The sequence below is a fragment of the Rhizobium sp. AN68 genome (genome assembly GCF_030758035.1).
GTDB classification, from domain to species: Bacteria; Pseudomonadota; Alphaproteobacteria; order Rhizobiales; family Rhizobiaceae; genus Agrobacterium; species Agrobacterium tumefaciens.
The window spans coordinates 598,814-623,037 of sequence record NZ_JARWMI010000002.1 but is presented as its reverse complement, the minus strand read 5'-3'; the positions used below and the strand labels follow the sequence as shown (position 1 = coordinate 623,037).

The 24,224-nt window shown below is 58.8% G+C and carries 20 protein-coding genes, 1 pseudogene and 1 riboswitch; of the genes and pseudogenes, 15 read left to right on the top strand and 6 right to left on the bottom strand.

The genetic code is table 11. The features are described 5' to 3' along the window. Positions 1-20: 20 nt before the first annotated feature. From RBH71_RS06240 to argE, 4 genes are all read right to left on the bottom strand, one after another. Positions 21-209 carry a hypothetical protein gene (locus tag RBH71_RS06240; protein ID WP_323687210.1) on the bottom strand — a complete coding sequence of 63 codons (189 nt, stop codon included), beginning with the start codon at positions 207-209 and terminating at the stop codon, positions 21-23. Positions 210-298: 89 nt separating this feature from the next. Continuing rightward, positions 299-655: a cupin domain-containing protein gene (locus tag RBH71_RS06235; RefSeq protein ID WP_013761644.1), complete on the bottom strand. Its 357-nt coding sequence runs from the start codon at positions 653-655 to the stop codon at positions 299-301. 26 nt (positions 656-681) lie between these two features. Then, the gene (locus tag RBH71_RS06230; protein ID WP_111802619.1) at positions 682-1,605 is read right to left on the bottom strand and encodes a 2-hydroxyacid dehydrogenase; all 924 of its coding nucleotides are present in this window, start codon (positions 1,603-1,605) and stop codon (positions 682-684) included. Between the two features lie 24 nt (positions 1,606-1,629). After that, positions 1,630-2,754 carry an acetylornithine deacetylase gene (argE, locus tag RBH71_RS06225; RefSeq protein WP_111802618.1) on the bottom strand — a complete coding sequence of 375 codons (1,125 nt, stop codon included), beginning with the start codon at positions 2,752-2,754 and terminating at the stop codon, positions 1,630-1,632. Between the two features lie 211 nt (positions 2,755-2,965). Between argE and RBH71_RS06220 the strand changes: the two genes are divergently transcribed. The 5 genes and pseudogenes from RBH71_RS06220 to RBH71_RS06200 all read left to right on the top strand — a co-directional run bounded on the left by RBH71_RS06220 (position 2,966) and on the right by RBH71_RS06200 (position 7,618). Continuing rightward, on the top strand, positions 2,966-3,844 hold the full coding sequence (locus RBH71_RS06220) for a GNAT family N-acetyltransferase (RefSeq protein ID WP_323687209.1): 879 nt from the start codon (positions 2,966-2,968) through the stop codon (positions 3,842-3,844). A gap of 39 nt (positions 3,845-3,883) precedes the next feature. Further along, positions 3,884-4,120: riboswitch (cobalamin riboswitch) on the top strand. 164 nt (positions 4,121-4,284) lie between these two features. Continuing rightward, positions 4,285-5,317 (top strand): annotated as a pseudogene (locus RBH71_RS06215) (ABC transporter substrate-binding protein). Beyond that, positions 5,314-6,342 carry a FecCD family ABC transporter permease gene (locus tag RBH71_RS06210; RefSeq protein WP_003511052.1) on the top strand — a complete coding sequence of 343 codons (1,029 nt, stop codon included), beginning with the start codon at positions 5,314-5,316 and terminating at the stop codon, positions 6,340-6,342. Before RBH71_RS06215 ends, RBH71_RS06210 begins: the two are co-directional and overlap by 4 nt. Then, entirely contained in the window at positions 6,339-7,139 is an 801-nt protein-coding gene (locus RBH71_RS06205) for an ABC transporter ATP-binding protein (RefSeq protein WP_035199503.1), read from the top strand. The genes RBH71_RS06210 and RBH71_RS06205 overlap by 4 nt, the downstream gene beginning before the upstream one ends. Beyond that, a complete protein-coding gene (locus RBH71_RS06200; RefSeq protein WP_111802617.1) occupies positions 7,136-7,618 on the top strand; it encodes a pseudoazurin in 483 nt (160 codons plus the stop codon). The genes RBH71_RS06205 and RBH71_RS06200 overlap by 4 nt, the downstream gene beginning before the upstream one ends. Positions 7,619-7,791: 173 nt before the next feature. Here the strand turns inward: RBH71_RS06200 and RBH71_RS06195 are convergent, their stop codons facing one another. Then, entirely contained in the window at positions 7,792-8,616 is an 825-nt protein-coding gene (locus RBH71_RS06195) for a class I SAM-dependent methyltransferase (protein WP_111802616.1), read from the bottom strand. Between the two features lie 113 nt (positions 8,617-8,729). Here RBH71_RS06195 and RBH71_RS06190 point away from each other — a divergent pair, with 113 nt between their 5' ends. The 10 genes from RBH71_RS06190 to RBH71_RS06145 all read left to right on the top strand — a co-directional run bounded on the left by RBH71_RS06190 (position 8,730) and on the right by RBH71_RS06145 (position 21,730). After that, on the top strand, positions 8,730-9,863 hold the full coding sequence (locus RBH71_RS06190; RefSeq protein WP_003511043.1) for an ABC transporter substrate-binding protein: 1,134 nt from the start codon (positions 8,730-8,732) through the stop codon (positions 9,861-9,863). 94 nt (positions 9,864-9,957) lie between these two features. Then, positions 9,958-11,097, top strand: a complete 1,140-nt coding sequence (locus tag RBH71_RS06185; RefSeq protein WP_035200565.1) for an ABC transporter substrate-binding protein — start codon at positions 9,958-9,960, stop codon at positions 11,095-11,097. Beyond that, the gene (locus RBH71_RS06180) at positions 11,094-12,161 is read left to right on the top strand and encodes a FecCD family ABC transporter permease (RefSeq protein ID WP_013761635.1); all 1,068 of its coding nucleotides are present in this window, start codon (positions 11,094-11,096) and stop codon (positions 12,159-12,161) included. Before RBH71_RS06185 ends, RBH71_RS06180 begins: the two co-directional genes overlap by 4 nt. Further along, complete coding sequence (locus RBH71_RS06175; protein WP_323687207.1) at positions 12,155-12,907, top strand: ABC transporter ATP-binding protein; 753 nt, start codon at positions 12,155-12,157, stop codon at positions 12,905-12,907. The genes RBH71_RS06180 and RBH71_RS06175 overlap by 7 nt, the downstream gene beginning before the upstream one ends. A 208-nt stretch (positions 12,908-13,115) precedes the next feature. Next, positions 13,116-13,616, top strand: coding sequence for an RNA polymerase sigma factor (locus tag RBH71_RS06170; RefSeq protein WP_013761633.1), 501 nt, complete (start codon positions 13,116-13,118; stop codon positions 13,614-13,616). A gap of 112 nt (positions 13,617-13,728) precedes the next feature. After that, positions 13,729-14,724: a FecR family protein gene (locus tag RBH71_RS06165; RefSeq protein ID WP_111802615.1), complete on the top strand. Its 996-nt coding sequence runs from the start codon at positions 13,729-13,731 to the stop codon at positions 14,722-14,724. A gap of 148 nt (positions 14,725-14,872) precedes the next feature. Next, positions 14,873-17,707, top strand: coding sequence for a TonB-dependent receptor (locus tag RBH71_RS06160; RefSeq protein ID WP_323687206.1), 2,835 nt, complete (start codon positions 14,873-14,875; stop codon positions 17,705-17,707). Between the two features lie 105 nt (positions 17,708-17,812). Further along, positions 17,813-18,568 carry a hypothetical protein gene (locus RBH71_RS06155; RefSeq protein ID WP_013761630.1) on the top strand — a complete coding sequence of 252 codons (756 nt, stop codon included), beginning with the start codon at positions 17,813-17,815 and terminating at the stop codon, positions 18,566-18,568. A 14-nt stretch (positions 18,569-18,582) separates the two neighbouring features. Next, positions 18,583-20,430 carry a type I secretion system permease/ATPase gene (locus RBH71_RS06150; RefSeq protein WP_111802613.1) on the top strand — a complete coding sequence of 616 codons (1,848 nt, stop codon included), beginning with the start codon at positions 18,583-18,585 and terminating at the stop codon, positions 20,428-20,430. Further along, on the top strand, positions 20,417-21,730 hold the full coding sequence (locus RBH71_RS06145; RefSeq protein ID WP_111802612.1) for an HlyD family type I secretion periplasmic adaptor subunit: 1,314 nt from the start codon (positions 20,417-20,419) through the stop codon (positions 21,728-21,730). The genes RBH71_RS06150 and RBH71_RS06145 overlap by 14 nt, the downstream gene beginning before the upstream one ends. Positions 21,731-21,778: 48 nt before the next feature. Here RBH71_RS06145 and RBH71_RS06140 read toward each other — a convergent pair whose 3' ends face one another. Beyond that, positions 21,779-24,130, bottom strand: a complete 2,352-nt coding sequence (locus RBH71_RS06140) for a helix-turn-helix transcriptional regulator (protein ID WP_162632754.1) — start codon at positions 24,128-24,130, stop codon at positions 21,779-21,781. Between the last annotated feature and the right edge of the window lie 94 nt (positions 24,131-24,224).

Here is a 24,224-nt window from a genome sequence, read left to right as displayed (position 1 = left end):
TCTGTGGATATGCGCCAAAGCTACTCCTTGATGGCAAGCAGCATCGACCGACTGCGGCGGGGGCGGTGAACGAAAATCCTGTTTTGCTGGTGGCCCACAGCGCAATCTTCGGCGGGCAGGAAGACCGCGCCGAAAACCTTGCGGCGGGTCCGATCGAGGGCCGTAAATCCGGTCGAAAGGCATCCGGGCAGGATACCCATGTAAACCATGGCTGGCATCCTCCTGCGGATTGCCAGCCATCGCTTTTCTCAAAAATGCCTCTCCATCAGCCGGGATGCCAGGCATGCTGTTCGGCAAATCATCCGTTCACGGTCACATAGATCTTGCGCACGGTTTCGATTGTCTTCCAGACGCCAACGAAACCGGGCTTCATGACGAAGCTGTCGCCCGCCGTGTAACGCAGCGGCGCGCCGCCCTCCGGTGTGATCTCGATAACGCCTTCGAGAATGTGGCAGAACTCGAATGTCTCGCCCTTGATCGAGCGGCTTTCGCCGGGGGTCGCTTCCCAGATGCCGGTATGCACGGTGCCATCACGGGCTTCATCTAGCGGCCAGGTTTTGAACGACGGGTCGCCGGCGATGAGGCGTTCGGGCAGGGCCTTGGAGGCTTTCGGTTCAAAGGCGGGATTGGTGTCGATGGTCTTGAGGAGAGACATGGGTGTCCTTTCTTGGAACGGTAGGATCAATATCCGCGGCTACGGTCAACGAGGCCGAGCGGTTCGAGACCGGATTCGTATCGTTTGATATTTTCGACGACGGTGCGGGCAGCGGAATGGGGCTGGGTGACGCTGGCAATATGCGGCGTCAGGAGAATTTTCGGATGGGTCCAGAAGCGGTGGTCTTTGGGCAGGGGCTCCGGATCGGTAACGTCAATCACCGCACCTGAAAGCCTGTCGCTGTTGAGTGCATCGAGCAAAGCGTCATGATCGAGCTGTTTGCCGCGCCCGGCGTGAACCAGCCCCGCTCCTTCTGGAAGCATCCCCAGACGCTCGGCGTTCAAAAGCCCCGTGGTCTCGTCGGTGAGAGGCAGCAGGCAGACGAGAATATCGCTGGTGGAGAGAATGGATTTGAGGCCGTCGTCGCCATGATGGCAGGTGACGCCATCGATCTGACGCTGTGAGCGGCTCCAGCCGGAAAGCGGAAAGCCGAAAGGTTTCAGCCGCTCCAGCGCCGCAACGCCCAGCATGCCGAGGCCGAGAACGCCCACCCGGCACTCTTCCGCCTGACGCTGGGGCAGGGCATTCCACAGTTGCTGGCGCTGCTGGTTTAAATAGACCGGCAGGTTGCGGTGGAGGGAAAGTACGCCGAGGCAGATATATTCCTGCATCATGCGGATGATGCCCTCATCCACCATGCGTACGACCTTTACCGTCTCAGGGATCGCCTCGATGTGAAACTGGTCGACACCCGCGCCAATCGAAAACAGGACTTCGAGATTGCGGTAACGGGCAATGTCCTGTGGTACCGTCCAGGTGATGAGGTAACGGACTGCATCGGGATCGACAGTTGATGCATCCATCGAAAACGGCAGATCAGGCAGTTCTGCAGCTAGAGCCTGCCGGAAAATCTCGCCGCGCTTGGCGTCGGAATTGAAGAGAAACGTCATCTGAAATCTATGCTTCCCGAAGGTTCAAGCCGTACAGTGGCTTGCGAGTGTTTCCAGCATCGACTGGCAGGCCGAAAGTTCGCCCGTCGTTATGAACTCGTCCGGCTTGTGGGCGCGGCCGATATCTCCTGGTCCGCAGATGATGGCGTCGATGCCCGCCGCCTGGAACAGCCCCGCCTCCGTGCCGTAGCTGACGGCGGCGAGACAGGGGGTGCCGGTCAATTCCTCCAGAAGCAGAACAAGCGGAGCATTGGCTGCAAGCGAAAGCGCCGGATAATCGCTCATAGGCGTCCATTCGATATCGACACCCTTTGCTGCGAGAGCCTCGACGCTTGCGCGAACCGGCCCGAGCAGTTCAAGCGGCGATATGCCGGAAATCGCCCGCGCTTCCAGCTCGATGGCCGAGAAATCGGGGATGATGTTGATCGCCTGGCCGCCCTTCATCGTGCCGATCTGCAGCGAGGAATAGGGCGGCTCGAAAGTCGCTTCAAAGGGGCCTTTCGTCAGCTCATGTGCCGTCTCCACGGCCTTTGCCATGATGCCGGTCATCAGGTGAATGGCATTAACCCCCTGATCAGGCCGGGACGAATGGCCGGAACGGCCACGGATGGTAATGCGAGCTGCTGCTTTGCCCTTGTGTGCACGAACCGCCCGCATATTGCTCGGTTCGCCGATGATTGCGCCCGCCGGTGCGGCGCAAAGTTCAGGCAATCTGGCGAGAAGATGTGGAACGCCACGGCAACCCGCCTCCTCGTCATAGGAAAAGGCGATATGCACGGGACGTTTCAGCGCCATGCGCGAAAATGCAGGCGCCGCGGCGAGAACCGTGGCCAGAAAACCCTTCATGTCTGTGGTTCCGCGCCCGTAGAGACGATCATCTTCCGCCCGCAGTGTAAAGGGATCGGAAGACCATTCCGGCTCGCTGGCGGGTACGACATCCATATGGCCGGACAAAACATAGCCGGCGCGATCGGCCGGGCCGAAGGTGGCGAAGAGATTGGCGCGGTCGCCCTCCGGTCCCGCAAGCAGCGATACTTTCGCGCCGTGGCTTTCAAGATAATCGGCGATCCAGCCGGCAATATCGCCATTGGCGGTTCCAACGACCGACGGGAAACCGACGAGACGCTCAAGGATTTCGATTGCGTTCAATGGTCGTCTCCGCTGACCGGATTGTCATCCCGAAAGCTTAGAATGGACTGCGACGTTTATCTGCTGAAATGCGAATGATTTCGGTAGATTGTTGTGACCTTCCAGTGCTTTCAGAAAATTCGTGCTGGCGTAACCGGCTACCGTCGGATGTCGTGGGCTAGGCCGGGACCGGATGAAGGTTGTGAGCCGTAGGGGATGAGGGCCGTTGGTTATGGACCTGCTCAAAGTCGATAGTTTCGAGCTGCGGACCGTGTATATCGCGGACGTGGATGCCGATCATCTGCATGCACTCTCCATGGCCGTCGGATGGCGATATCACGCGAATGAATGGTGTTTTCTGCGGCAATGCGGCGTGGGTCTCGCTGCGCTCGATGAGATCGACCGTGTTGTCGCAACCGCGATGCTCTTTCCCTATGATCAGGGGTTTGCGACGCTCGGCATGGTCATTGTTTCCCCCCGCTTGCAGGGGCAGGGCGTAGCACCATGGCTGGTGCAGAAACTTGTCGCGAAATTCCCCACTGTCTCCCTGCGGTTGAACGCGACGGGAGCGTCGCGGCGGTTGTTTTCAAGGTTGGGTTTTGCCGGTGATACGGAAAAAGTATATCTGTTCCGGGGAAGGGCGAATTGCCTTTTCGAGATATCGCCGCCCGGCAGAAAACAACGAATAGAGCCGTTATCCGCAGGTCATCTGACTGATGTGGTGGAACTAGACCGGGCGGCTTTTGGCGTTTCGCGCCGGAACGTTTTGCAGCGACTTTTGACGCAGAATGCGGGTTACGGTGTGTTTGAGGCGGACCGTCTTACCGCTTTTGCGCTGCGCCGTGCGGCAGGGCGGGGCCACATTATCGGTCCGGTCGTTGCGGGTGCGGACATGGATGCGATTGCGCTTGTAAGGCGGCATTTTACCGATCTGGACGATGAGCTGGTGCGTCTCGACACCATCAGCGACAATAGTCTCTTTATTGATTTTATTGCGCAATCCGGGCTGGTGGTGATTGAAACCCTTACCACCATGTCCAAAGACGCGCCGCAACCGGCGCCCTCCGGCGCTACAAAAATTTTCGCGTTGGCGGGTCCGTCTTTGTGCTGAGCTGCAGCACTATCGCAATTGACGCCCAGGCGCTTGCCCCTTATGTCAGAAAGCGACGGTTCCTGAAGCCGAAGGGCAAAGGGATTAATAGGGAACATGGTGCGGGTGATTTCTATCGCCCAATGCCGTGGCTGCCCCCGCAACTGTAAGCGGATTGCCGTTCATCCTCGTGACGCCTGAAAAGCGTCATGCCACTGCACCCTTCAAGGTGCGGGAAGGCAGATGAACGGCGCATATTCGTGAGCCAGGAGACCTGCCGTCATAATATTGACCATCGTTACGGGCGGGGATGCCCGGAAGAGGAGCTGATTATGACCTTTCCGTCTGCGGAAACGTATTTAGAGTCCCGTTCTCCATCTCCACACTTGTTGTCGCTCTGTCACTACGCGTTTTGACGCGCGGCCTGCGGATCACGCCACTTTATTTAGACTGGAGAACATATGTTTCATTTCAAACGCCTGCCGGTTTCCGCCGGTCTTCTGGTTGTCGCATTAGCGGCCTTGCCCGCCGGTGCCGCTCAGGCTGCCGAAACCACCTATCCGCTGACGATCAATAGCTGCGGCCACGAAATCACCTTCAAGCAGGCGCCCGCCCGCACAGGTATCGGTCGGCCAGAGCACGACCGAGGTTCTCTATCTGCTCGGCGTGGCCGACAAGGTGGTAGGTACGGCGCTGTGGATCGGCCCGGTTCTTAAGGGTTACGAGGACGCCAATGCCAAGGTGGAGCGGCTTGCCGACAATGATCCGAGCTTCGAGGCGGTGGTTGGCAAGAGGCCGGACCTCGTGACGACGCAGTTCCAGTGGCAGATCGGTCCCGAAGGCGTTGTCGGAACACCGGAGCAATTCGCCGAACTCGGTATTCCCGTTTATACTTCGCCTGCCGATTGCATGGGCAAGGACAATTCCGGCGGCGGCGACGGCGTGCGCAAATCCGTTTTCACCATGGACCTGATCTACCAGGAGGTCCGCGACCTTGCGAAAATTTTCAACGTGCAGGATCGCGGCGAGGAAGTCGTTGCCGACCTGAAAAAGCGTGAGGAAGCCGCCCGCGCCAAGATCGCTTCGGCGAATGGCAAGATTTCAGCAGTCTTCTGGTTCTCCAGCGCCGAGCTGGATATCGATCCTTACGTGGCGGGCCGCAATGGTGCGCCGGGTTACATCATGTCCGCGCTCGGGCTGAAGAACGTTATCGAAAGCGATGAGGAATGGCCGACTGTTGGCTGGGAAACCATCGCCAAGGCCAATCCGTCCGTGATCGTTGCCGGCAAGATGGACCGCCGGCGTTTCCCCGCCGATGACGTCGCCGTCAAGCTCAAGTTCCTTGCTACCGATCCGGTTGCCAGCATCATGCCCGCCGTCAAGGCGGCCCATGTCTTCGAAATGGACGCGCAGGCGATGAACCCGACCATCCGCACGATCGAAGGCATTGAAACGCTGGCCGAGGCGATTTCCACAGCCGGTCTCGCCAAGTGAACGGTCTTTCCGTCAATCTTGGCAGGGCGGGTCTGGCTTTTGCCGCACTCGCCCTGCTGCTCGTCGCGCTGATGGCCGGTGCGGCCATCGGCGAGACTGCCATTCCGTTCGACGTGGTGGCAAAGACCATTGCCAATCGTGTCTTCCATGCGGGTTATCCGCTGGAGCCGCTGGATGAGGGCATCGTCTGGAGTTACCGCCTCAGCCGCGCCGTTGTTGCCGCGTGCTGTGGCGCCTCGCTGGCGCTGGCCGGTGCGGTGCTTCAATCACTTCTGCGCAACCCGCTCGCCGATCCCTATATCCTCGGTATTTCCGCAGGCGCCTCAACCGGGGCCGTGGCCGTGGCGCTTCTGGGCTTCGGGGCGGGGTTCCTGACGATGCCGGCCGGCGCCCTGATCGGGGCTTTTGTGGCTTTTTCGCTTGTCAGCCTTCTGGCGGTGCGGGCAGGGCACGGCAACAGCGCCATCATCCTGGCGGGGGTCGCCGGTTCGCAACTGTTCAACGCCATGACGTCGTTCATCGTCACCAAATCCGCCAATGCCGAACAGGCGCGCGGCATCATGTTCTGGCTGCTGGGCAATCTTTCGGGCGTGCGCTGGCCGGATGTCTGGCTGGCTTTGCCGGTCAGTATTGCGGGTCTTGGAGTGTGCCTCTGGTACGCACGCGCGCTTGATGCTTTCGCTTTCGGTGGTCAGGCAGCAGCTTCGCTCGGTATTCCAGTGCGCCGGGTCTATGCGGTGCTGATCTCGGTTTCGGCGGTCATGACGGCAGTCATGGTGTCGCTGGTCGGTTCCATCGGCTTCGTCGGTCTCGTCATCCCGCATGCGGCGCGCATCTTCGTTGGCGTTCGCCACGGCATGTTGCTGCCGGTGACGGCGCTGACCGGTGCAATTTTCATGATCATCGCAGATATTCTTTCGCGCACCGTCATTCCGGGGCAGGTGCTGCCGATCGGCGTGATCACTGCGCTGGTCGGCGCGCCCGCCTTCGCCTTTATTCTCGGGCAGAAGAGAGGCCGGTCATGAAATTATCCGCCCACGATCTGCATTTCCATGCCGGCAATCTCGACATCGTGCGCGGTGTTTCGCTGGAGGTCGCCACGGGCGAGTTTCTGGGTATCATCGGGCCGAACGGTTCGGGTAAAAGCACGCTGCTTTCCATGCTGGCCGGCATTCGCATGCCGCGTCGGGGTCATGTCATGCTTGGTGAGGAACGGCTTGCCACATTCGGGCGGCGCGAACTTGCCCGCAGGCTGGCCTTTGTGGAGCAGCAGGCCGAAACTACCGAGCGCATCAGCGCGCGACAGGCCGTGGAACTGGGGCGCACGCCCTATCTCGGCCCGCTTTCCGCATGGTCGCCAAAGGACGATGCCATCGTCGATGCAGCGCTCGGAAATGTCGATATGGCGGACAAGGCCGAGCGAAACTGGCATCACCTTTCCGGCGGCGAACGCCAGCGCCTGCACATTGCCCGCGCATTGGCGCAGGAGCCGCATATTCTGCTGCTGGACGAGCCGACCAACCATCTCGATATCGGCCACCAGATCGGCCTGCTCGATCTGGTGCGCAGGCAGGGACTGACGGTTGTGGCGGCGCTGCATGATCTCAATCACGCCGCCATGTTCTGCGACCGCGTCGCCATCATGCATCGCGGTGAAATGATCGCTGTCGGCCCGCCGCGCGAGGTCCTCACCTCTTCGACCATCGCCGATGTGTTCGGGGTGCAATCCGTCGTCACCACGGATGAAAGCGGATTTTCACATATTCGTTTTCTGCCGGCCCACGGTGCGGCCGATCACGCAAGGAAAGCAACGGCACGATGATGAAATTGAAAAGACTTGTAAATCTCCGCTTTGGCGCGCGGCAGCTTTGCGTTTCCGCGGGACTTGGCATGGTTGTGGCCACAGGGTTTTCCATTCAAGCCGGAGCCGAGACCTTCGAGGTGAAGATGCTGAACCGTGGCGAAAAGGGCTCCATGGTGTTCGAACCCGATTTTCTGGAGATCGCTCCCGGCGACCGCGTGCGCTTCGTGCCGACCCACAAGAGCCATAATGCCGCGACGATCGACGGTATGGTTCCCGAAGATATTGAAGGTTTCAAAAGCCGGATCAACGACGAATTCGAGACCGGGTTCGAAAAGCCAGGCTTTTACGGCATCAAATGCTCGCCGCATTACGGCATGGGCATGGTCATGTTGATCAAGGTGGGGGACGCGGTTTTGCCGCAGAGCTACAGGACGGTAGAGGTCCCAGGCCGGGCGAAGCCGCGCTTTGAGGAGCTATTCGAGCGGGCGGAAAAATGAGGTCCCTGCGTCGCATTTTCATGCGTCATGCCGGACTAGATCCGGCATCCAGCCAAGGCGCGTCTGCACCGTGAGAAACTATTATTCCGCGATCAAGGACTTGGTCGCACTGGACCCGGGATCACATCCGGGGTGACGGTGAGCTGGGCGGCAGCTTGGGGCCTTTGGTCGCCCTATCCCTTGCCGGACGTGTGCGGCTTCACGGCGCATATTGCATAACGGTGCTGCAATCCCCGCAAAATGCCTTTCAGCAGACTGAAATTTTTTGCCTGGGCACGATGAATGGCCTGAAGTTCCTGATCAATGGCAACGGGCTCGAAGCCGGTTTCACGCAACAGCGCCGCGACGTCACCAGCTCTTGCACCCTTTGAAAAATAGACCCGCGATAGAATGCTGTTGAAGGTGTTTTCCGGATCCGCCGGCTTGTGCGACTGGTCCGGCTTCACAAGGCCGATGCTTTCCAGACCCGCCGCCAGCTTCCTGACCAGTCTTTCGCGCCAGCCGGTGTTGACGAAATCGCCATCGACGATCAGCAGGCGTCCGCCGGGTTTCAAGACACGGAACCATTCGGCAAAGCTCGCCTTCGGGTCCACCAGCGTCCAGACCAGATGGCGGGTGATGATGACGTCGGCGCTTTCGTCCGGCTCCATCGTGTTTTCGGCGTCGCCGACAAAAAAGCGGATATTGCGCCCGCGGGTTTTCGCCTTCGCCCTTGCAAGCTCCAGCATGGTTTCCGACCAATCCATGCCGGTGACCTGAAAACCGAGATCGTCCATCAGGTGCGAGATAACGCCGGTGCCGCTGGCCAGATCCAGCGCCTTGCGGCCTTCTCCCTGGCCCAGATGCTTCAAAACCAGCGCGTGCCAGGCCTTGCGCTCTTCTTCGGAGAAAATCTCATGACCCGGGGAAAGGTCGAAAGTCGCGGCGCGGCCGGACCAATAGGTTTTGATTTCGTCTCTCAGGCTGTCGTTTTTGCCATAGTGGATAGTATCGATCATCGGTCTTCAGCTCACATACCGGTCAGTTAAGAATGGCTCTAAAACATAAAACTTGACTAGTATAGTCAGAAAATAATACAGCCGCGCCAGTCAACACTGGAGAGCAATATCCGATGCGCATCTCAGCCAAATCCGCGGCACTTGCCCTTGGCCTTCTCGTATCCGCAGCGTGGCCTGCATTGGCCGAAAAGGTCACCGTCAAGGATGTGACCGGCCGCGACGTGGAAGTCAATGTGCCCGTTTCGCATGTGATCCTCGGCGAAGGCCGTCAGATCTATTTCCTGGCGGCGCTCGACAAGGAAAACCCTTTCCAGCACGTTGTCGGCTGGCGCGACGACCTGGCGAAAGCCGACCCGGAAACCTATGCGGCCTATCTCGCCAAGTACCCTGATATTGCCAAGCTGCCGACCTTTGGCGGCATGAAAGACGGCACCTTCGACATCGAGCAGGCCATTTCGCTGAAGCCAGACGTGATCCTGATGAACATCGACGCGAAGACCGCCACGCAGGAGGCCGGTTACATCGAGAAGCTCGAAAAGGTCGGCATCCCGCTCGTTTACGTCGACTTCCGCGAAAAGCCGATGGAAAACACCGAGCCGAGCATGCGTCTGATGGGCCAGCTGACCGGCAAGGAAAAGATCGCCGAGGACTTCATCAAGTTCCGCGCCGACTCCATCGCCAAGGTCACCGATACGCTCGAAAAGGCCAATCCGAAGAAGCCCGTCGTGTTCGTCGAACGCGCCGGCGGTTATTCCGACGATTGCTGCATGTCCTTCGGCAACGAGAATTTCGGCAAGATGGTCGAACTCGCCGGCGGCATCAACATGGCCAAGGACATCATTCCCGGCACGTTCGGCAACGTCAATCCGGAACAGATCATCGCCTCCAATCCGGAACAGATCATCATCACGGGTGGCAACTGGAACGGTTATGTTCCCGGCGGCAACTGGGTCGGTGTCGGTTATGGCGCGGATATGAAGGAAGCCCACCGCAAGCTTGAAAACCTGACCAAGCGCCCGGCTTTCACCGGGGTACAGGCGGTCAAGAACGGCAATGTCCACGCCATCTGGCACCAGTTCTACAACAACCCGTATCAGTTCGTGGCCATTCAGGAAATCGCCAAGTGGCTGCACCCGGACCTCTTTAAGGATCTCGACCCCGAGGCGACCTTCAAGGAGCTGCATGCCCGCTTCCTGCCGCTCGACTACAAGCCCGGTTACTTTGTGTCGCTGAAGGACACGAAATAAGACAGGGACGGTGAAGGGGAGCGCCGTCCGATCGATGGATGAAGCTGCAGCCATGCGGCTTCATCATTTTCTTTTGGAACTAAGAGGACTTCTCATGCGGCTTAACGCTCTCAGGCATCTTGCGGTGCTGGCTTTGTCTCTTCTCGCTTTGCCGGCTTATGCCGGAGAAATCACCGATGTCACCGGACGCAAGGTCGAGCTGGACCTGCCGGTCAAACGTGTCATCGTCGGTGAGGCGCGCCAGATCCACGTCATCGCGGCGCTCAAGGGCGACCAGACCTTCGACACCATTGTCGGCTGGCGTGACGATCTCCTCAAGAAGGACCCTGACAGCTACGCTGCCTATGTCGAGCGCTTTCCTCAGATCGAAAAACTGCCGCGCTTCGGTTATGTGCCGCAGGGCGATTTCAGTCTGGAAACGGCCATTACCCTTTCGCCTGACGTGATCACCCTCAATCTGGAAGCGGAAAAATCCGCCAAGGAAAGTGGTTTCGAAGAGAAGGCCGCCGCCGCCGGAATCAAGATCGTCTATCTCGATTTTCGCATCGATCCCGAAAAGAACAGCGAAGCCTCGATTGAAATTCTCGGGAAAATGTTTGGCGCGCAAGAGCGTGCAAAGGAATTCATCGCCTATCGCCGTGCAGAAATCGCCCGCGTGACCGACCGGCTCGCCAGCGTCAAGGACCTGAAGCGTCCCGGCGTCTTCATCGAGCGCGCGCCCGGCATTTCCGGTGAGGACAATTGCTGCCGCACCTTCGGCCCGGTCAATTTCGGCGCAATGGTCGATCTCGCTGGCGGCCATAATATTGCCGACGGCATCATCAAGACGACGTTCGGCGATCTCAATCCCGAGCAGCTCGTCGTTGCCGATCCGGATCATGTCATCGTCACCGGCTCAAACTGGGCAGCTGAATCCGACATCAACCAGTTCGTTCCCGTTGGACGCGGAGCCGACATGGCTCTTTCCCGGAAAAGACTGACAAACCTGATGAAGCGCACGCCGTTTCCGGAACTGAAGGCTGTCAAACAAGGCAATGTCCATGCCGTCTGGCACCAGTTCTACGGCGCGCCCTACGAGTTCTTTCCGATTCAGCAATTCGCCAAGTGGTTTCATCCCGAGCTCTTCGCCGATCTCGATCCCGAGAAGAATTTTGAGGAATTTCACCGGAAATTCCTGCCCGTCACCTACAAGCCGGGCTACTTCGCATCCCTCGAAAAAGGTTCGAATGAATGAGTTCGTTGAATGAAAGCGCCGTTGGCGTGAGTGGGCGCGATCAATATCGCGCCCTTGCCGCACGAAGGATCGTTATTCTCTTCGGGCTTTTCATCGCCCTTTGTTTCAGTATGGCTGCCGACATGGCACTTGGTCCGGCGCGCTACACGATATCAGAAGTTCTGGCGACGATTGCCGATCCGGCTGCTGCTGCAAACCAGCTTCGGGTGGTGATATGGGATATCCGCATGCCGATTGCGCTGATGGCGGTCACCGTCGGCGCGTCGCTTTCGGTTGCGGGCGCACAGATGCAGACCATCCTGTCCAATCCTCTCGCCAGCCCGTTTACGCTCGGCATTTCGGCCGCCGCCAGTTTCGGCGCCGCGCTGGCCCTTGTTGGCGGCGTGGCGATCTTTCCCGGCGCCGTCCAGTACATGGTGCCGATCAACGCCTTCATCATGGCGATGATTGCCGCCCTGTTCATCCATTTTGCCTCGACGATGCGCGGCGTAACCGTGGAGACTATCGTCCTTCTCGGCATCGCGCTGGTGTTCACCTTCAATGCCGCATTGTCGCTGCTTGAATATCTGGCTTCCGAACAGGCGCTCGCCGCCGTCGTTTTCTGGACCATGGGCAGCCTGACCAAGGCCACGTGGGAAAAGGTCTATATCACCGGTGGTATTCTTCTCGTTACGGTGCCGATGTTCATGCGAAACGCATGGGCGCTGACGGCGCTTCGGCTGGGTGACGACAAGGCAGCCAGCATGGGCATCAATGTGCGTCGGCTGCGGCTGCAGACCATGCTCACGGTCAGCCTTCTGGCCGCGATTCCGGTTTCTTTCGTTGGTACCATCGGTTTCGTCGGGCTTGTCGGCCCGCACATAGCCCGCATGGTGGTGGGCGAAGATCAGCGCTTCTTCCTGCCGGGCTCGGTGATCTGCGGTGCGCTGCTGCTGTCGGCGACCTCTGTTATCAGCAAAATCCTCATTCCCGGCGCAATTCTGCCAATCGGCGTCATCACGGCGCTGGTTGGCGTACCGTTCTTTTTCGCGCTCATTTTCGGCAACAGGAGACGCGCATGGTAGCGCTCGCATTGAAGGATGTCGGCGCTGCCTACGGCCGCACGACTGTTCTCTCCAAGGTCGGCATCGATACGCTGGAAAGCGGCAGTGTCACGGCGGTCATTGGCCCGAACGCTGCCGGCAAGTCCACGCTTTTCAAGCGCATCGCCAGCCTGATCTCCGGTCCCGGGCTTGTCGAGTTGTCAGATACGGCACGCGGCAACCGGGCCATCTGCTACATGCCGCAGGACACCGGCGCCAACGCCGTGCTGACGGTTTACAGATCCGTGCTTCTGTCCGCCAAGCAGGGCGGCGGCTGGCGTGTTCACGACGATGAGCTGTTTGAGATCGACGCCATTCTCAAGGCGCTGAAAATCCACGATCTCGCCTTCCGGGGGCTCGGCGAATTGTCTGGCGGTCAGCGGCAGCTTGTGTCGCTGGCGCAGGCGCTGGCCCGCAAGCCGGAGGTACTGTTGATGGACGAGCCGACATCTGCTCTCGACCTCCACCGGCAGGTCGAGGTTCTGGGGTTTGTGACCGACCTTGCCCAGAAGACTGGCATGATCGTGCTGATCGCCCTGCACGACCTAAATCATGCGCTTCGTTATTGCGAGAATACGATGGTGATCGCGCGCGGCGAAATGGTGGTGAGCGGCAGCACCGAGACGGTGATAACTCCGGCCATGCTGCGCGATATCTACCGCATCGATGCGCGCATCGAACCCTGTTCGCAGGGCAGGCCGATGGTCATAGTCGACGGCGCTATCTGACGCTATCACAGGACCCGGCCGCGCCTGCCGCCGGGTCTGCGAGTCTCCGGCTGTTGCAGGACCCGCGACCGCACAAATTCTTGATAATAATAGTCATGAAATAGCTGTTCGGTCGAGAGTTTGGGTGCTAGAGGTTTAGACGGGAAACTGCTTTGTCGTTTGGGGGCTTGCAGTTTCGTTTATCCTTGAAATTTCTCTCGGTTGAGACATGGGCATACGGGAAGATGACAAGCGTTATAACGCTTACGTCGCGCACAGGGTTGACCTGATCAAATACGCCACGCTTATTTTAGGGTCGCGGGCGGACGCGGAGGACGTGGTTCAGGAGGCATTCCTGAAATTCGTTCCCGAAGGTTCCGGCAATCCTTCCAACCTCAAATCCTATCTTTTCCGCATCGTCCGCAACCTCGCCCTCGATAATCGCCGCCGCAACCGGCAGGACCTGCGGGAGCGGCCCGACGATACCCCGTTCTGGGGCATACCGCAGGGTCACGGCACACCAGAAGAGCATGCCCTGTTCTGCGACGAGGTCCGACAGATGCAGATTATTTTGGCCTCTCTGCCGGTCCAGGCGCGTGTGGCATTGGAAATGCATAGATTTGGCGGCTACAATATGGAAGAGATCGCCCGTCACCTCGGCGTATCCGTGGCTAGCGCCCACCGTCTGATTAAGAGTAGTATTGCCGCCATTACCAAAGAAATGCAGTAAAATAGCCTTTATTGTTTCATCTTGTGAAAAAAAAGTTCTCCCTCAAACGTCTTTAAAGCAACACGGAAGACGAGGCATCTCCTCCGCCCAGTCAAAGGAACTGACCGGCTCAATGACAATTGATCCCGATAAAAAAATAACATTGCCGACCGGGAAGGCGGAAGAGGCTGCCGACTGGCTGATACGCCTGCAAACGGGTTCGGCGGAACCGCGGCTGAAGGCGGAATTTGATCGATGGTTGGCTGCTTCGCCGGCAAATCGTCTGGCCTGGGAGCGGACATGCAAGACTTGGCGCAATCTCGGTCTGGTTGAGCCGGGTTTAAAGAACCTCTGGGAAGACGCGCCGCACCTGCCTGGCGTTGCCGGTAAACAGGCATCGCGACGGCGCTGGTCCTTGCGGCATTATGCCGGCATGGCGGTGGCAGCAGTGTCTCTCTGTCTTGCGGTGCTGTTCGTTCCCACGCTTTTCGTCCATATAAAGGCCGAATATCAGACCAGTACCGCAGAGAGCCGCACCATAACCCTTGAAGACGGCAGCAGGGTGCAGCTTGCCGCGGCAAGTGCGCTTACCACTGATTTTGCCAATGGCCGCCGTAATGTGAAGGTGCTGAAGGGCGAAGCTTTTTTTGATGTCGTGCCGGATAGCGACCGTCCCTTTGTCGTGGAGGCGAAAAACCTGACCGTCCAAGTGCTTGGCACGGCTTTCGATGTCGACATGACGGATGGCGTGACGCAAGTCGCTCTTGCGCATGGTTCCGTGGAAGCTTCCTTCCGCAACGCGCCACCAACGCGGCTCGTTCCGGGTGAGATGTTGGTTGTCGACGCCTCCGGTGCAATCCGGAAAGAGACCGTTCCCGTCGAGGATATTGGTGGCTGGCGCAACGGCGAGCTTTACGTTGTGGATGCGACGATCGGTTCTGTTGTCGAGCAAATCCAGCGGTATCATCCCGCATGGCTGACGATGGCGGACAAGACGCTTGCAGAGCAGCGTGTGACTGGCTTCTACAATCTTCGCGATCCGGACCGTGCGCTGGAAGCATTGGTGGAACCCTATAAGGGCAAGGTTCATGCAATTGCCAATACTGCCCGCATCATCACCCGGTTCTGAAGCGCAATAAAACAAAAAATCGTATTTATTTTCAGTCGTTTATAAAAAATTCTCCGAAACCCTGAAAAAAACCACCGAGGCAATCGTCTTTTTGTTGAGTAATCCGGTCAAGATATAGCCGGAGCGAAGACAGGAAGACAAAAGCAGTATGCGCCTCCAGATACGTAAGAACGGTTCAGGGAAAAACTCGGCAAAGCCGGCACGTATGACGGTGCTTTTGGCGACAACGGCGGTGGTCGTTTCTATGTCGGTACCGGCTTTTGCGCAGAGCGGACCGAATGCCGCCAATGGTCAGCGCTCCGGTGGCGAGCAGGGTGCAACGCGGCCTTTTAATATTCCCGCCCAGCCGCTGTCCTCCGTTGTCGGCGTTTTCGGGCGGCAATCCGGTCTGCAGGTTACGCTTGCCACACCGTCCGCCGGCAATGTGCGCACCAATGCCGTTACCGGCAGTTTTACGGTGCGGGATGCGCTGTCACGGCTTCTGGCAGGCACGGGCGTGAATTTCCGGTTTGCCGGAAATGGCAGAACCGTCGTCATAGGCTCGGGGCAGGCTGCTGCCGATCTTTCCGGGGCGGAAGGCACCACCGTTCTGGAAGAAATTACCGTGACGGGAAAAACCGGACGCAATTCCATTGCCGGCACCGGTTATCAGGGAACGCCCGACTGGGTTTATGAAACACCCGCCAGTGTCAGCGTCGTCAGTCGCGAGGCGATCCAGTCCGCCGGCGTGCGCAACACGCGCGATGTCTTCAACCGCGTTTCCGGCGTCTATGCCGGTGAGGGCAACGGCAGCTTCCCGACCGTTTCGCCCAATATACGTGGCTTGCAGGAAAGCGGCCGCGTGGTCGTCTCCATCGATGGTGCGCGGCAGAATGCGCAGCGTGGCGCAGCTTTCGGCGGGGCCACGAGTTACACCGCGAGCGCCGGGCAGGGTTACGTCGATGTTGCCTTTATCCGTGCTGTCGAGATCGAGAAAATAACCAATGCAAGGTCGGGTAACGCGGGTTCGCTTGGCGGGAAGGTTGAGTTCCGTACCGTCAGCGCCGCCGATCTGATCCCCGAGGGTGCGAACAAGGGGGCGGAGGTGAATGTCTCCCGTGGCACAAATGGTTACGATTTTCAGGGTTCGGTTCTGGCCGCAGTTCGTGAGCCGAATGGCCCTCTCTCCTTTGTTGCCGGTTACAGCCGCACGATCATGGATGAATACAAGATCGGAACAAGAGGCGAGGCCCGAAGCACCGCTTTGACGATGAAGGACCTACTCGGCAGGGACGGTTGGTCGACCTTTTTCAAGGGCGAAGGTGACTTCGGGGATGTGCAGACTTCGTTGTCATGGATGCATCAGCAGAATGATTTTGTTCAGGGTGCGTCCACCGTGGTCGACAGGGAAAGTGTACGCAACGACAGCGTCGTCGCGAAGCTGGACTGGGACCCCGAAAGCGAACTCATCGATTTCAAATCTTCGTTGTGGCTGAACGACAATATGACGCACGAACTGCGTGCAGAGCGTATTGGGTATGCCGCTGAGACGGATCTTGACATGGGCTTACGCAGTTTCGGCGTCAGTGTCGAAAACACCAGTCGCTTCGATACAAAAGCGGGTGCGTTAAGTTTGAATTATGGTGGGGAAGCATTTCGGGATATTGCATCGTCGATTGCCACCAGTTCCGCAATTAGCGAGAATCCCTCTTTCGCGAGTAGCTACACGGCTTTCAGTCCTGCCGGACGGCGTGATGTTGCCAGTCTGTTTGTAAATGGCGAATTAGAGCCCGCCGATTGGATCAAGCTGAGTGGCGGCGTGCGTTATGACTGGTCACGTCTGAAGGGATCGGCGACTTACTACAATCAGGTAACGGTTGCGACGGGTTCAAACCGTGTTGTAGGCGCGATAGACAATTATCTCACCTATGTATCGCAATACTCGCGGCCGACTTACGATCGTGTCTACGCGATCTGCACTACGGGTGTATTTGGTGGTCGCACTTTCACTGCGACACAGAGGACAGGTTCCTGCAACACTCTGAACAACGTCTGGCCTGCAACCAGGGGTGAAATCATCAACGGCCAATGGCGGGATGCTGGAACTACGTATTTTGATACGACTTATTCGACGGAGTATCCCTCTTACGACGTGGAAATAGACCGTACCTACAGTGCCTGGCTGCCGTCCGCTACGATAGAACTGAAACCCGTTGACTGGTTCCGGCCTTATGCGAGCTATTCCCAGAGCCTGCGACCGCCGACAATTCTTGAGGCTTTTTTTGCCGGCGCACGCCCTGGAGATTCGGCCGGCTACGAATACGCCCCGAACCAGTTCCTGCGCGCGGAAAAAGCGACGACCTACGAAATCGGCGCGAATATGAGCTTTGACGGCGTGCTGCTGGACAACGATTCCGTCCGCATCAAAATGGCCGCCTTTCGCCGTGAGGTTAAGGATTATATCGCTCTCGGTTATCTCGTCACGGATCAGGTGGCGGATCGGACCTATACCAGCTTCGTCAATCTCGACGGCACGACCTATATGCGCGGCATTGAATTCGAGGGCAATTACGATGCGCGAAGCTTCTGGCTTGGTGGCTCAGCGACGCTGCTGAAGACCGACTGGCCGGACAAAACGCAGGTTTTTTCCAACGGCACCACCACGACAAGCGGCGAGATCGTCGCATGGCCAGGCGATGTTGCGCCCAAGGTGAAGCTTACGTTCGATGGCGGCACGCGTTTCTTCGAGGAAAAATTCTCTCTGGGTGCGCGGCTCAACCATGTCACGCCGACACAATCGCGGACGCTCGATACGGAGGGTAATCTGCGGGAGGTAACCGATCCCTACACGACGGTGGACCTATACGGCTCCTATGCCTTCAACGAAAAGGCGACGCTTCGTTTCGCGGTCAACAACCTGACCGACCGCAAATATATCCCGGCAGCCAGTGCCTATACCGCACCGGGCCGCACTTTTGTCGCGACGATGAACGTGAAGTTTTGATGCGCGGAAGAAATTCTCCGGGCTGGGGTTGCAGCCCATCCCGGAGATGAAACGCCTTCGTCACATGACAAAGGTATCCCTATTGGCCAGCAAAGGAGTACACCTATGGCTACCACAATTCAACTGACGCAGTCTTCCTCCGACTTGATCGGTTACCTCAACGGCTGGACGAGCGGTTTCGGTTCGACCTATGGTGCGTTCTACGACGCTCAGACCAGCTCTCTCGCCACCACCACTATCGATCCGAACACGACCTATGAGGCGTGGGGCGATGGCAGCAACGGTGGCAAGGGCATTGTCATGAGCGGTGCCCTGCAATACTCCCAGGGCAACCTAACAGGTTCGGTCGACAGCATCGTTCTCGGCACCGGCTACAGCCAGTCCACCAGCGGCATCGCCGTCAGCCAGCAGGAACTGCTGATCGATCCCGACGGCTCCTACTCGCTCGCAGGCGCGCGCGATCTTCTCGATCTCGCCGTTTACCAGCTTGCCCGTTTTGGCTCGCTGGCTGGCTTCTATGACTACTTCGCGGCTACCGGCACTGTGATCGAAGACACTGCTTCCTCCAACACCCTTACGGGTTTTGCTGGTAATGATACGTTCGTTTTCTCTGGCGGCAGTGATGTTGTACAGGCTGGCCCGACCGGAACATACGGTTATCAGGACGGTACCGACAAACTGGATATTTCCGCTTGGGGCGCCGGAAGCATCGATGACGTCATTGTGGGCAGCAATGCAAACGGAGACGCAGTTATTGAAAACATCTTTGGCGGCGACAGCATCACTCTCGTTGGTGTAGATTCCAGCGTACTCGACGCATCGGACTTCATTTTCGCCAGCGCATCGGCGCTTGCCGCTTAAAGGAAAATCAGGCTGTGGGCTTTCAAAACCACCAGCAGACACCGCCGCAGTCCCTCACTGCGGCGGTTGTTTCGCCCCTTAAAAGCACGTTTTTCGGTGTGGCGCTCGTCAGCGGTGTGGTCAACATCCTGGCGCTGACGTCGCCCCTGTTCATGCTTCAGGTTTACGACCGGGTGCTGGCCAGCGGCAGTCTGCCGACACTGGTCGGGATCGCCATTCTTGCGCTCGGCCTCTATGGCTTCCAGTGCCTGCTCGACATCATCCGCGCCCGGGTCCTGATCCGTATCGGCGAGGACTTCGACATGCGCTATTCCGGCAAGGTGCATGATGCGGTGGTGCGCCTGCCGCTCGTCAACCGTATGCCGGGGGACGGCCTGCAGCCGCTGCGCGATCTCGACAACGTGCGCGGTTTTCTGTCCGGCACGGGGCCCACCGCCTTTTTCGATCTGCCTTGGATGCCGCTCTACCTTGGCATATGTTTTCTGTTCCATTTCTGGATCGGCGTGACGGCTCTTGCCGGTGCCGTTCTGCTTATATCCCTGACCATCTTGACCAATATGTTCTCTCAGAAGCCGATCCGCGACACCATGGTCGAAAACATGGCGCGCAACCGGCAGCTGGAAGCCTCGCGCCGCAACGCCGAAGTCGTGCAGGCCATGGGGCTCGGCGGCCGACTTGGCAAACGCTGGCAAATCTCCAACGAGGCTTATCTCGCCGCCAACCGCAAGGCGGGCGACGTGGCCGGCGGCCTCGGCAATATCGCAAAATCCCTGCGGATCGTGCTGCAATCGGCCATTTTGGCGGTCGGCGCATGGCTAGTCATTCAGCAGGAGGCCTCAGGCGGCGTGATGATCGCCAGTTCGATCATGATGGGTCGGGCTTTGGCGCCCGTCGATCTTGCCATATCCAACTGGAAGTCCTTCGTTGCCGCCCGCCAGAGCTGGGCGCGGCTAAGGGAGCTTTTTGCGCAGATGCCGGTAACGGCGACCGCAATAGCACTGCCGAAGCCTGAGAGAGAATTGAAAGTCGAAAACGTCACCATCATTCCGCCGGGAGAGAGAAAACCGACCGTCGCGGGCCTTGGTTTCGTCATGACCGCCGGGAATGCGCTCGGTGTCATCGGCCCGTCCGGCTCGGGAAAATCCACCCTTTCGCGCATTCTCACCGGAGCCTGGATGCCCGCCGCCGGTAAGGTGCGGCTTGATGGTGCGAGCTTCGATCAATGGGATCGCGAAGCCCTCGGCCGCCATATCGGTTATTTGCCGCAGGGCGTGGAGCTTTTCGACGGCACGATCGGCGAAAACATTTCCCGTTTCGAGGACAATCCCGATCCCGACGCAATCATTGCCGCTGCGAAAGCCGCCGGTGCGCACGAACTGATCCTGCGCTTCGAAAAGGGTTATGACAGCGATATAGGTGAGGCCGGTTCGGCGCTTTCGGCAGGACAACGCCAGCGTATCGGTCTCGCGCGTGCGCTTTATGGCGATCCCTTCATCGTCGTGCTGGACGAGCCGAATGCCAATCTCGATGCAGAGGGCGAGGCCGCCGTCGTCAGGGCGATCGCGTCGGTCAAGGCGCGCAACGGTATCGCCATCGTCGTCGCGCATCGGCCGAGCGCGATCGGTGCCGTCGATTTCATTCTGATGATGGAGGAGGGGCGGATGAAGGCCTTCGGTCCGCGCGACGAGGTTCTCTCGAAAGTGCTGCGCACTCCGAATGCTCAAGCGGCGAAAGGTTTCACCGCATCCGCGCACACGGTTTCACCGTTGCGTGTCGTCGCGAATACCCAACCTAAGACGGTGGCGCTGCAAGAGAGTGGCGAAGAGAACAGGCAGGAAGGAGATACGGATGTCAAAAATTGATCAGCGCACGCAGGTGTCCCGCTCCATCCGCAAACATCTTCTTGCCGGTCTAGCCGCAAGTGTAGCACTGCTGGCCGGCGTCGGCGGATGGGCAGCGACGACAAATCTTGCTGGCGCGGTCGTCGCGTCCGGTCATCTTGTGGTCGATTCCTATACCAAGAAGGTACAGCACCCCAAAGGTGGCGTCGTCGGTGAAATTCTGGTGAGCGAAGGTGGCAGGGTAAAGGCCGGCGACGTCGTCATGCGTCTCGACGCCACCCAGACCCGCGCTAATCTCGCCATAGTGACCAAGCGGCTGGATGAGCTGAGCGCGCGCATGGCAAGGCTGGAGGCCGAACGGGACGATCTGCCGGAACTCGTTTTTCCACATGCTCTGGTGGCGCGCAAGGACGATCCCGATGTCGCTTCCGCCATGCGCAGCGAAACCAGGCTGTTCGAATTCCGCAAATCCTATCGTGAGGGGCGCAAGGCGCAGCTTGTGGAGCGTATCACCCAGTTCGAACATGAAATCGAAGGATTGAGGGCACAGGAAGTCGCCTACGACAACGGACTTGCGGTTTTGCAGGCTGAGATAACCTCGCAGAAGTCCTTACGGGAGCAGGGCATCGTGTCCGTGCAGCGGCTGAACAGCCTGCAGACCCAGGCCGCGACATTTGGCGGTGAGCGTGGCGAAAAAATCGCCTATCAGGCGCAGACGGCGGGCAGGATCACCGAAACGAAACTGCAGATCCTGCAGATCGATCAGGAACTGCGCACCGAAGTGGGCCGGGAACTGCGCGAGATACAGGCGCAGACGGGTGAATATGTCGAGCGGAAGGTCGCTGCGGAGGACGAGCTGAAGCGCATCGATATCATCGCGCCGCAATCCGGCATGGTGCATGAAATGGCGGTGCATACCGTGGGCGGCGTGGTGACGCCGGCCGACCCGATCATGCTCATCGTGCCTGATGGGGACGAACTGGCACTCGAGGTGCAGATCGTGCCGAAGGATATAGACCAGTTGCAGGTAGGGCAAAAAGCGATGCTGCGGATGACCGCGTTCAACCAGCGCGTCACGCCGGAACTGGAAGGCCATGTCAGTCGCATCGCCGCCGATATCACCACCGACCAGAGGACCGGCCTCTCCTATTATCTGGCGCGGATTTCCATACCGGTTGCCGAGCGGGAAAAGCTGAACACTGCGCCGCTGATGCCGGGCATGCCTGCCGAGGCGTTCATCCAGACCAGCGAGCGCACAGCGCTGTCCTATATCGCCAAGCCGCTGACAGACCAGATCAACCGCGCCTTCCGGGAGGAATAGGTTTGCGACAGGGAGCGGGCTTTTCCGATCGGCAGTCACGACTTGAGATCAAAGCCAGCCCAGCGCTTTCGCTGCGCGGATCGCTTCCGCGCGGCGTTTGCAATCCAGCTTGCGGAACAGGTTTCCGAGATGGAATTTTACCGTCACTTCCGAGATGTTGAGGGTCTGCGCGATCTTCTTGTTAGACATGCCGCTGGCCAGCAATTGCAGCATCTGTGCTTCCCGCTGTGAAAGCCCGCCATGCAGGGCGCGTGCCTGCGGCGAGTTGACCGAGGCGGCGAAAATCGACAGCGCGCTCCGGACATCGGAAGAGGTTTCGATGAAACCGCGGATACGGCGATTGTTCAGAAGCGGCGACAGGAATATGCGCTCCTCCGACAGGACGCCGTTGCAGCCAAGGCGCGTCGCCGATTCAAGTGCGTTGAGGATATGGGCGCGGGCGCCGGCACTGTCACGACGCTGGTGTGCGGCATAGCTCTGCCATATTCTGAGCGCGACCTTTTCGCGGTTGGTGACCTTGGGGTTGGCGATCATTGCATCCATCTGCCGGGCGAGATAGGCGCGCGGCGTGAAAAGATGTACTGCGTCGCGGAGCCAGGCCATCACATAGGCGATTTCGTCGCGCCGCGTGAGCCGGGCAAGGTCCTCATTCGCGCTCTCCACCCAGTTGCGACCCATCGGCATGCGAATTGCCGATAGCGTCGCTGCCGCATCCGCCCAGCGGTTGGCGTTCTGGTAAGCGATGGCCGTTCTAATCTCCATCATCGCATGGAATTGCAGCCCTTCCGAAAGGTGAATCCACAGGCCGTCGAGAAAGCCCGGACGAACGGTCATCGGAAAATGATCGATCAGCACCTGCGAGGCATAATGCAGGGCAAACTGCATCAGGCTCGGCCATATCTCGGCGGCGGCGAAGTGGTCGAATTCATGCTCGACGAAGTGCAACAGGTCGCGCGGTTTTCCCGCCTCATAGGCAAGGCAGGCTTCCGCCAGCCGCAGCATTCGGAACTCCTGCGCGGCGTCGTGTGGCACCTGTTCCAACCTCGTGCGCGCATCCTGTGCCGCGCGACGGGCCAAGAGCACATCACCGCTCATCAGTCGCAGGACGATCTGGTGCAGATGGATGAAGAATTCGAGCAGCGGCTGCCCGCCCATCTTGCGCAGATAGATAAGCGCGCGGGCGGCAGCGGCCTCGGCCTCGCGAAAATTACGGCGGCGGATTTCGAATTCCAGCAGCGCATTGTAATAGGCGGCCCATTTGCCGTGATCGTCCATGGGGTAATCGGCCATGAATTCCCCGAGGCGCGTTATCACAGCGTCATTGGGGGTCAGGTCCTCGGCAATCATCAGGTTCAGCCGGAAGGTGCGGGCGGCAAAGGAAAAACGCGAACCGCGGGCAAGCACCTTGAGTGGATCGAGATAATCCGAACCCAGGCTCTTGCCAAGCAGATGGCGCACGCGTTGCAATTCGCCCTGTTTCAGCAATGCGCGGGTGACGGCGAAGAGGACTGTTTCATTCGCCGCGATCATGTCCTGCGAAAACCGCATGATGATCTCGCGAAACCTGTCGACGCTGCTTCGGTAGATCAGTTCGCGCCCATGGGCGCGTTCTAGGATTTGCGCGGCGTGGGTCTCATAACCGCGGTCAAGCAACATGGCCATTGCCGCAAGCGCCCGCCCTTCCTTCTCGAATGCGGAAGCGACCTCTACCACTGCCCTGCCAGCCTGTAATGTGGCGAGACGTTCTCCCGCTGCCACGGTCAGAAGCCTTATCAGTGTGTCGTGTTTTTCCGGGTTTGCGATCAGGAAGGGCGGCAGAAGTTCTGCCCATTCAGCGTCGGGTTCTGCCGAGGGATTTTCCAGCCAGAGCGAAAGCGCGACCGTCTGGGCCGGTGACAGATGCGGCAGATAATTTTCCCGCAGATAGTCGACGCATAGTTTTTCGTCGGCGAGGCGAGCGAGAGACAGAAAGGCCGGCCACCCCGCATAATCATCGAGCGCCAGACGCTTCTGTTCTGTTGGAAGGCCCGCGGTCTCATCTTGGCCAAAGGCCAGTTCATTTGCTCCGATCGTCAGCGAACCACGATGCAATATTTGCCGCGCCAGCCCGCTGATACGTTGATCCGGACGGCAGGCGATGACCACGAAACGCACGGTTTCCAGAATAGGGGCGGGCATGCGGACCGCGCGTGCGAAGACCGGCACATCCCATAGCAGCCAGCCTTTCGCCGCCTCATCACTTCTGGGCTGGTGCGTCCGGCATACCTCGGTCCCCAGCTCTTGTGCCAGCAAGTCCATAAGAACGCTTTTCCCGGCGCCCGCCGGCGCGCGCAGAAAGATCACGCCTGCGGTTTCGCTGGCGATACGGCGGCAGAGTGTGGTGCGCGGCAGAAGCGTCATTCAGACAGGGATAGGAGATCTGAATTCAAAAACCTATACTCATTTATCAAAAAACTATACCTTTCTGAGATTGTTCAAAAGGACATGTGGTGAA

Coding starts and splice junctions, on each gene's coding strand:
- RBH71_RS06235 (WP_013761644.1), bottom strand. CDS start 655: ATGTCTCTCCTCAAGACCATCGACACCAATCCCGCCTTTGAACCGAAA.
- RBH71_RS06185 (WP_035200565.1), top strand. CDS start 9,958: ATGCGGCTTAACGCTCTCAGGCATCTTGCGGTGCTGGCTTTGTCTCTT.
- RBH71_RS06160 (WP_323687206.1), top strand. CDS start 14,873: ATGCGCCTCCAGATACGTAAGAACGGTTCAGGGAAAAACTCGGCAAAG.
- RBH71_RS06230 (WP_111802619.1), bottom strand. CDS start 1,605: ATGACGTTTCTCTTCAATTCCGACGCCAAGCGCGGCGAGATTTTCCGG.
- RBH71_RS06195 (WP_111802616.1), bottom strand. CDS start 8,616: ATGATCGATACTATCCACTATGGCAAAAACGACAGCCTGAGAGACGAA.
- RBH71_RS06220 (WP_323687209.1), top strand. CDS start 2,966: ATGGACCTGCTCAAAGTCGATAGTTTCGAGCTGCGGACCGTGTATATC.
- RBH71_RS06140 (WP_162632754.1), bottom strand. CDS start 24,130: ATGACGCTTCTGCCGCGCACCACACTCTGCCGCCGTATCGCCAGCGAA.
- RBH71_RS06170 (WP_013761633.1), top strand. CDS start 13,116: ATGGGCATACGGGAAGATGACAAGCGTTATAACGCTTACGTCGCGCAC.
- RBH71_RS06180 (WP_013761635.1), top strand. CDS start 11,094: ATGAGTTCGTTGAATGAAAGCGCCGTTGGCGTGAGTGGGCGCGATCAA.
- RBH71_RS06155 (WP_013761630.1), top strand. CDS start 17,813: ATGGCTACCACAATTCAACTGACGCAGTCTTCCTCCGACTTGATCGGT.
- RBH71_RS06240 (WP_323687210.1), bottom strand. CDS start 209: ATGGTTTACATGGGTATCCTGCCCGGATGCCTTTCGACCGGATTTACG.
- RBH71_RS06175 (WP_323687207.1), top strand. CDS start 12,155: ATGGTAGCGCTCGCATTGAAGGATGTCGGCGCTGCCTACGGCCGCACG.
- RBH71_RS06145 (WP_111802612.1), top strand. CDS start 20,417: ATGTCAAAAATTGATCAGCGCACGCAGGTGTCCCGCTCCATCCGCAAA.
- RBH71_RS06190 (WP_003511043.1), top strand. CDS start 8,730: ATGCGCATCTCAGCCAAATCCGCGGCACTTGCCCTTGGCCTTCTCGTA.
- RBH71_RS06205 (WP_035199503.1), top strand. CDS start 6,339: ATGAAATTATCCGCCCACGATCTGCATTTCCATGCCGGCAATCTCGAC.
- RBH71_RS06165 (WP_111802615.1), top strand. CDS start 13,729: ATGACAATTGATCCCGATAAAAAAATAACATTGCCGACCGGGAAGGCG.
- RBH71_RS06200 (WP_111802617.1), top strand. CDS start 7,136: ATGATGAAATTGAAAAGACTTGTAAATCTCCGCTTTGGCGCGCGGCAG.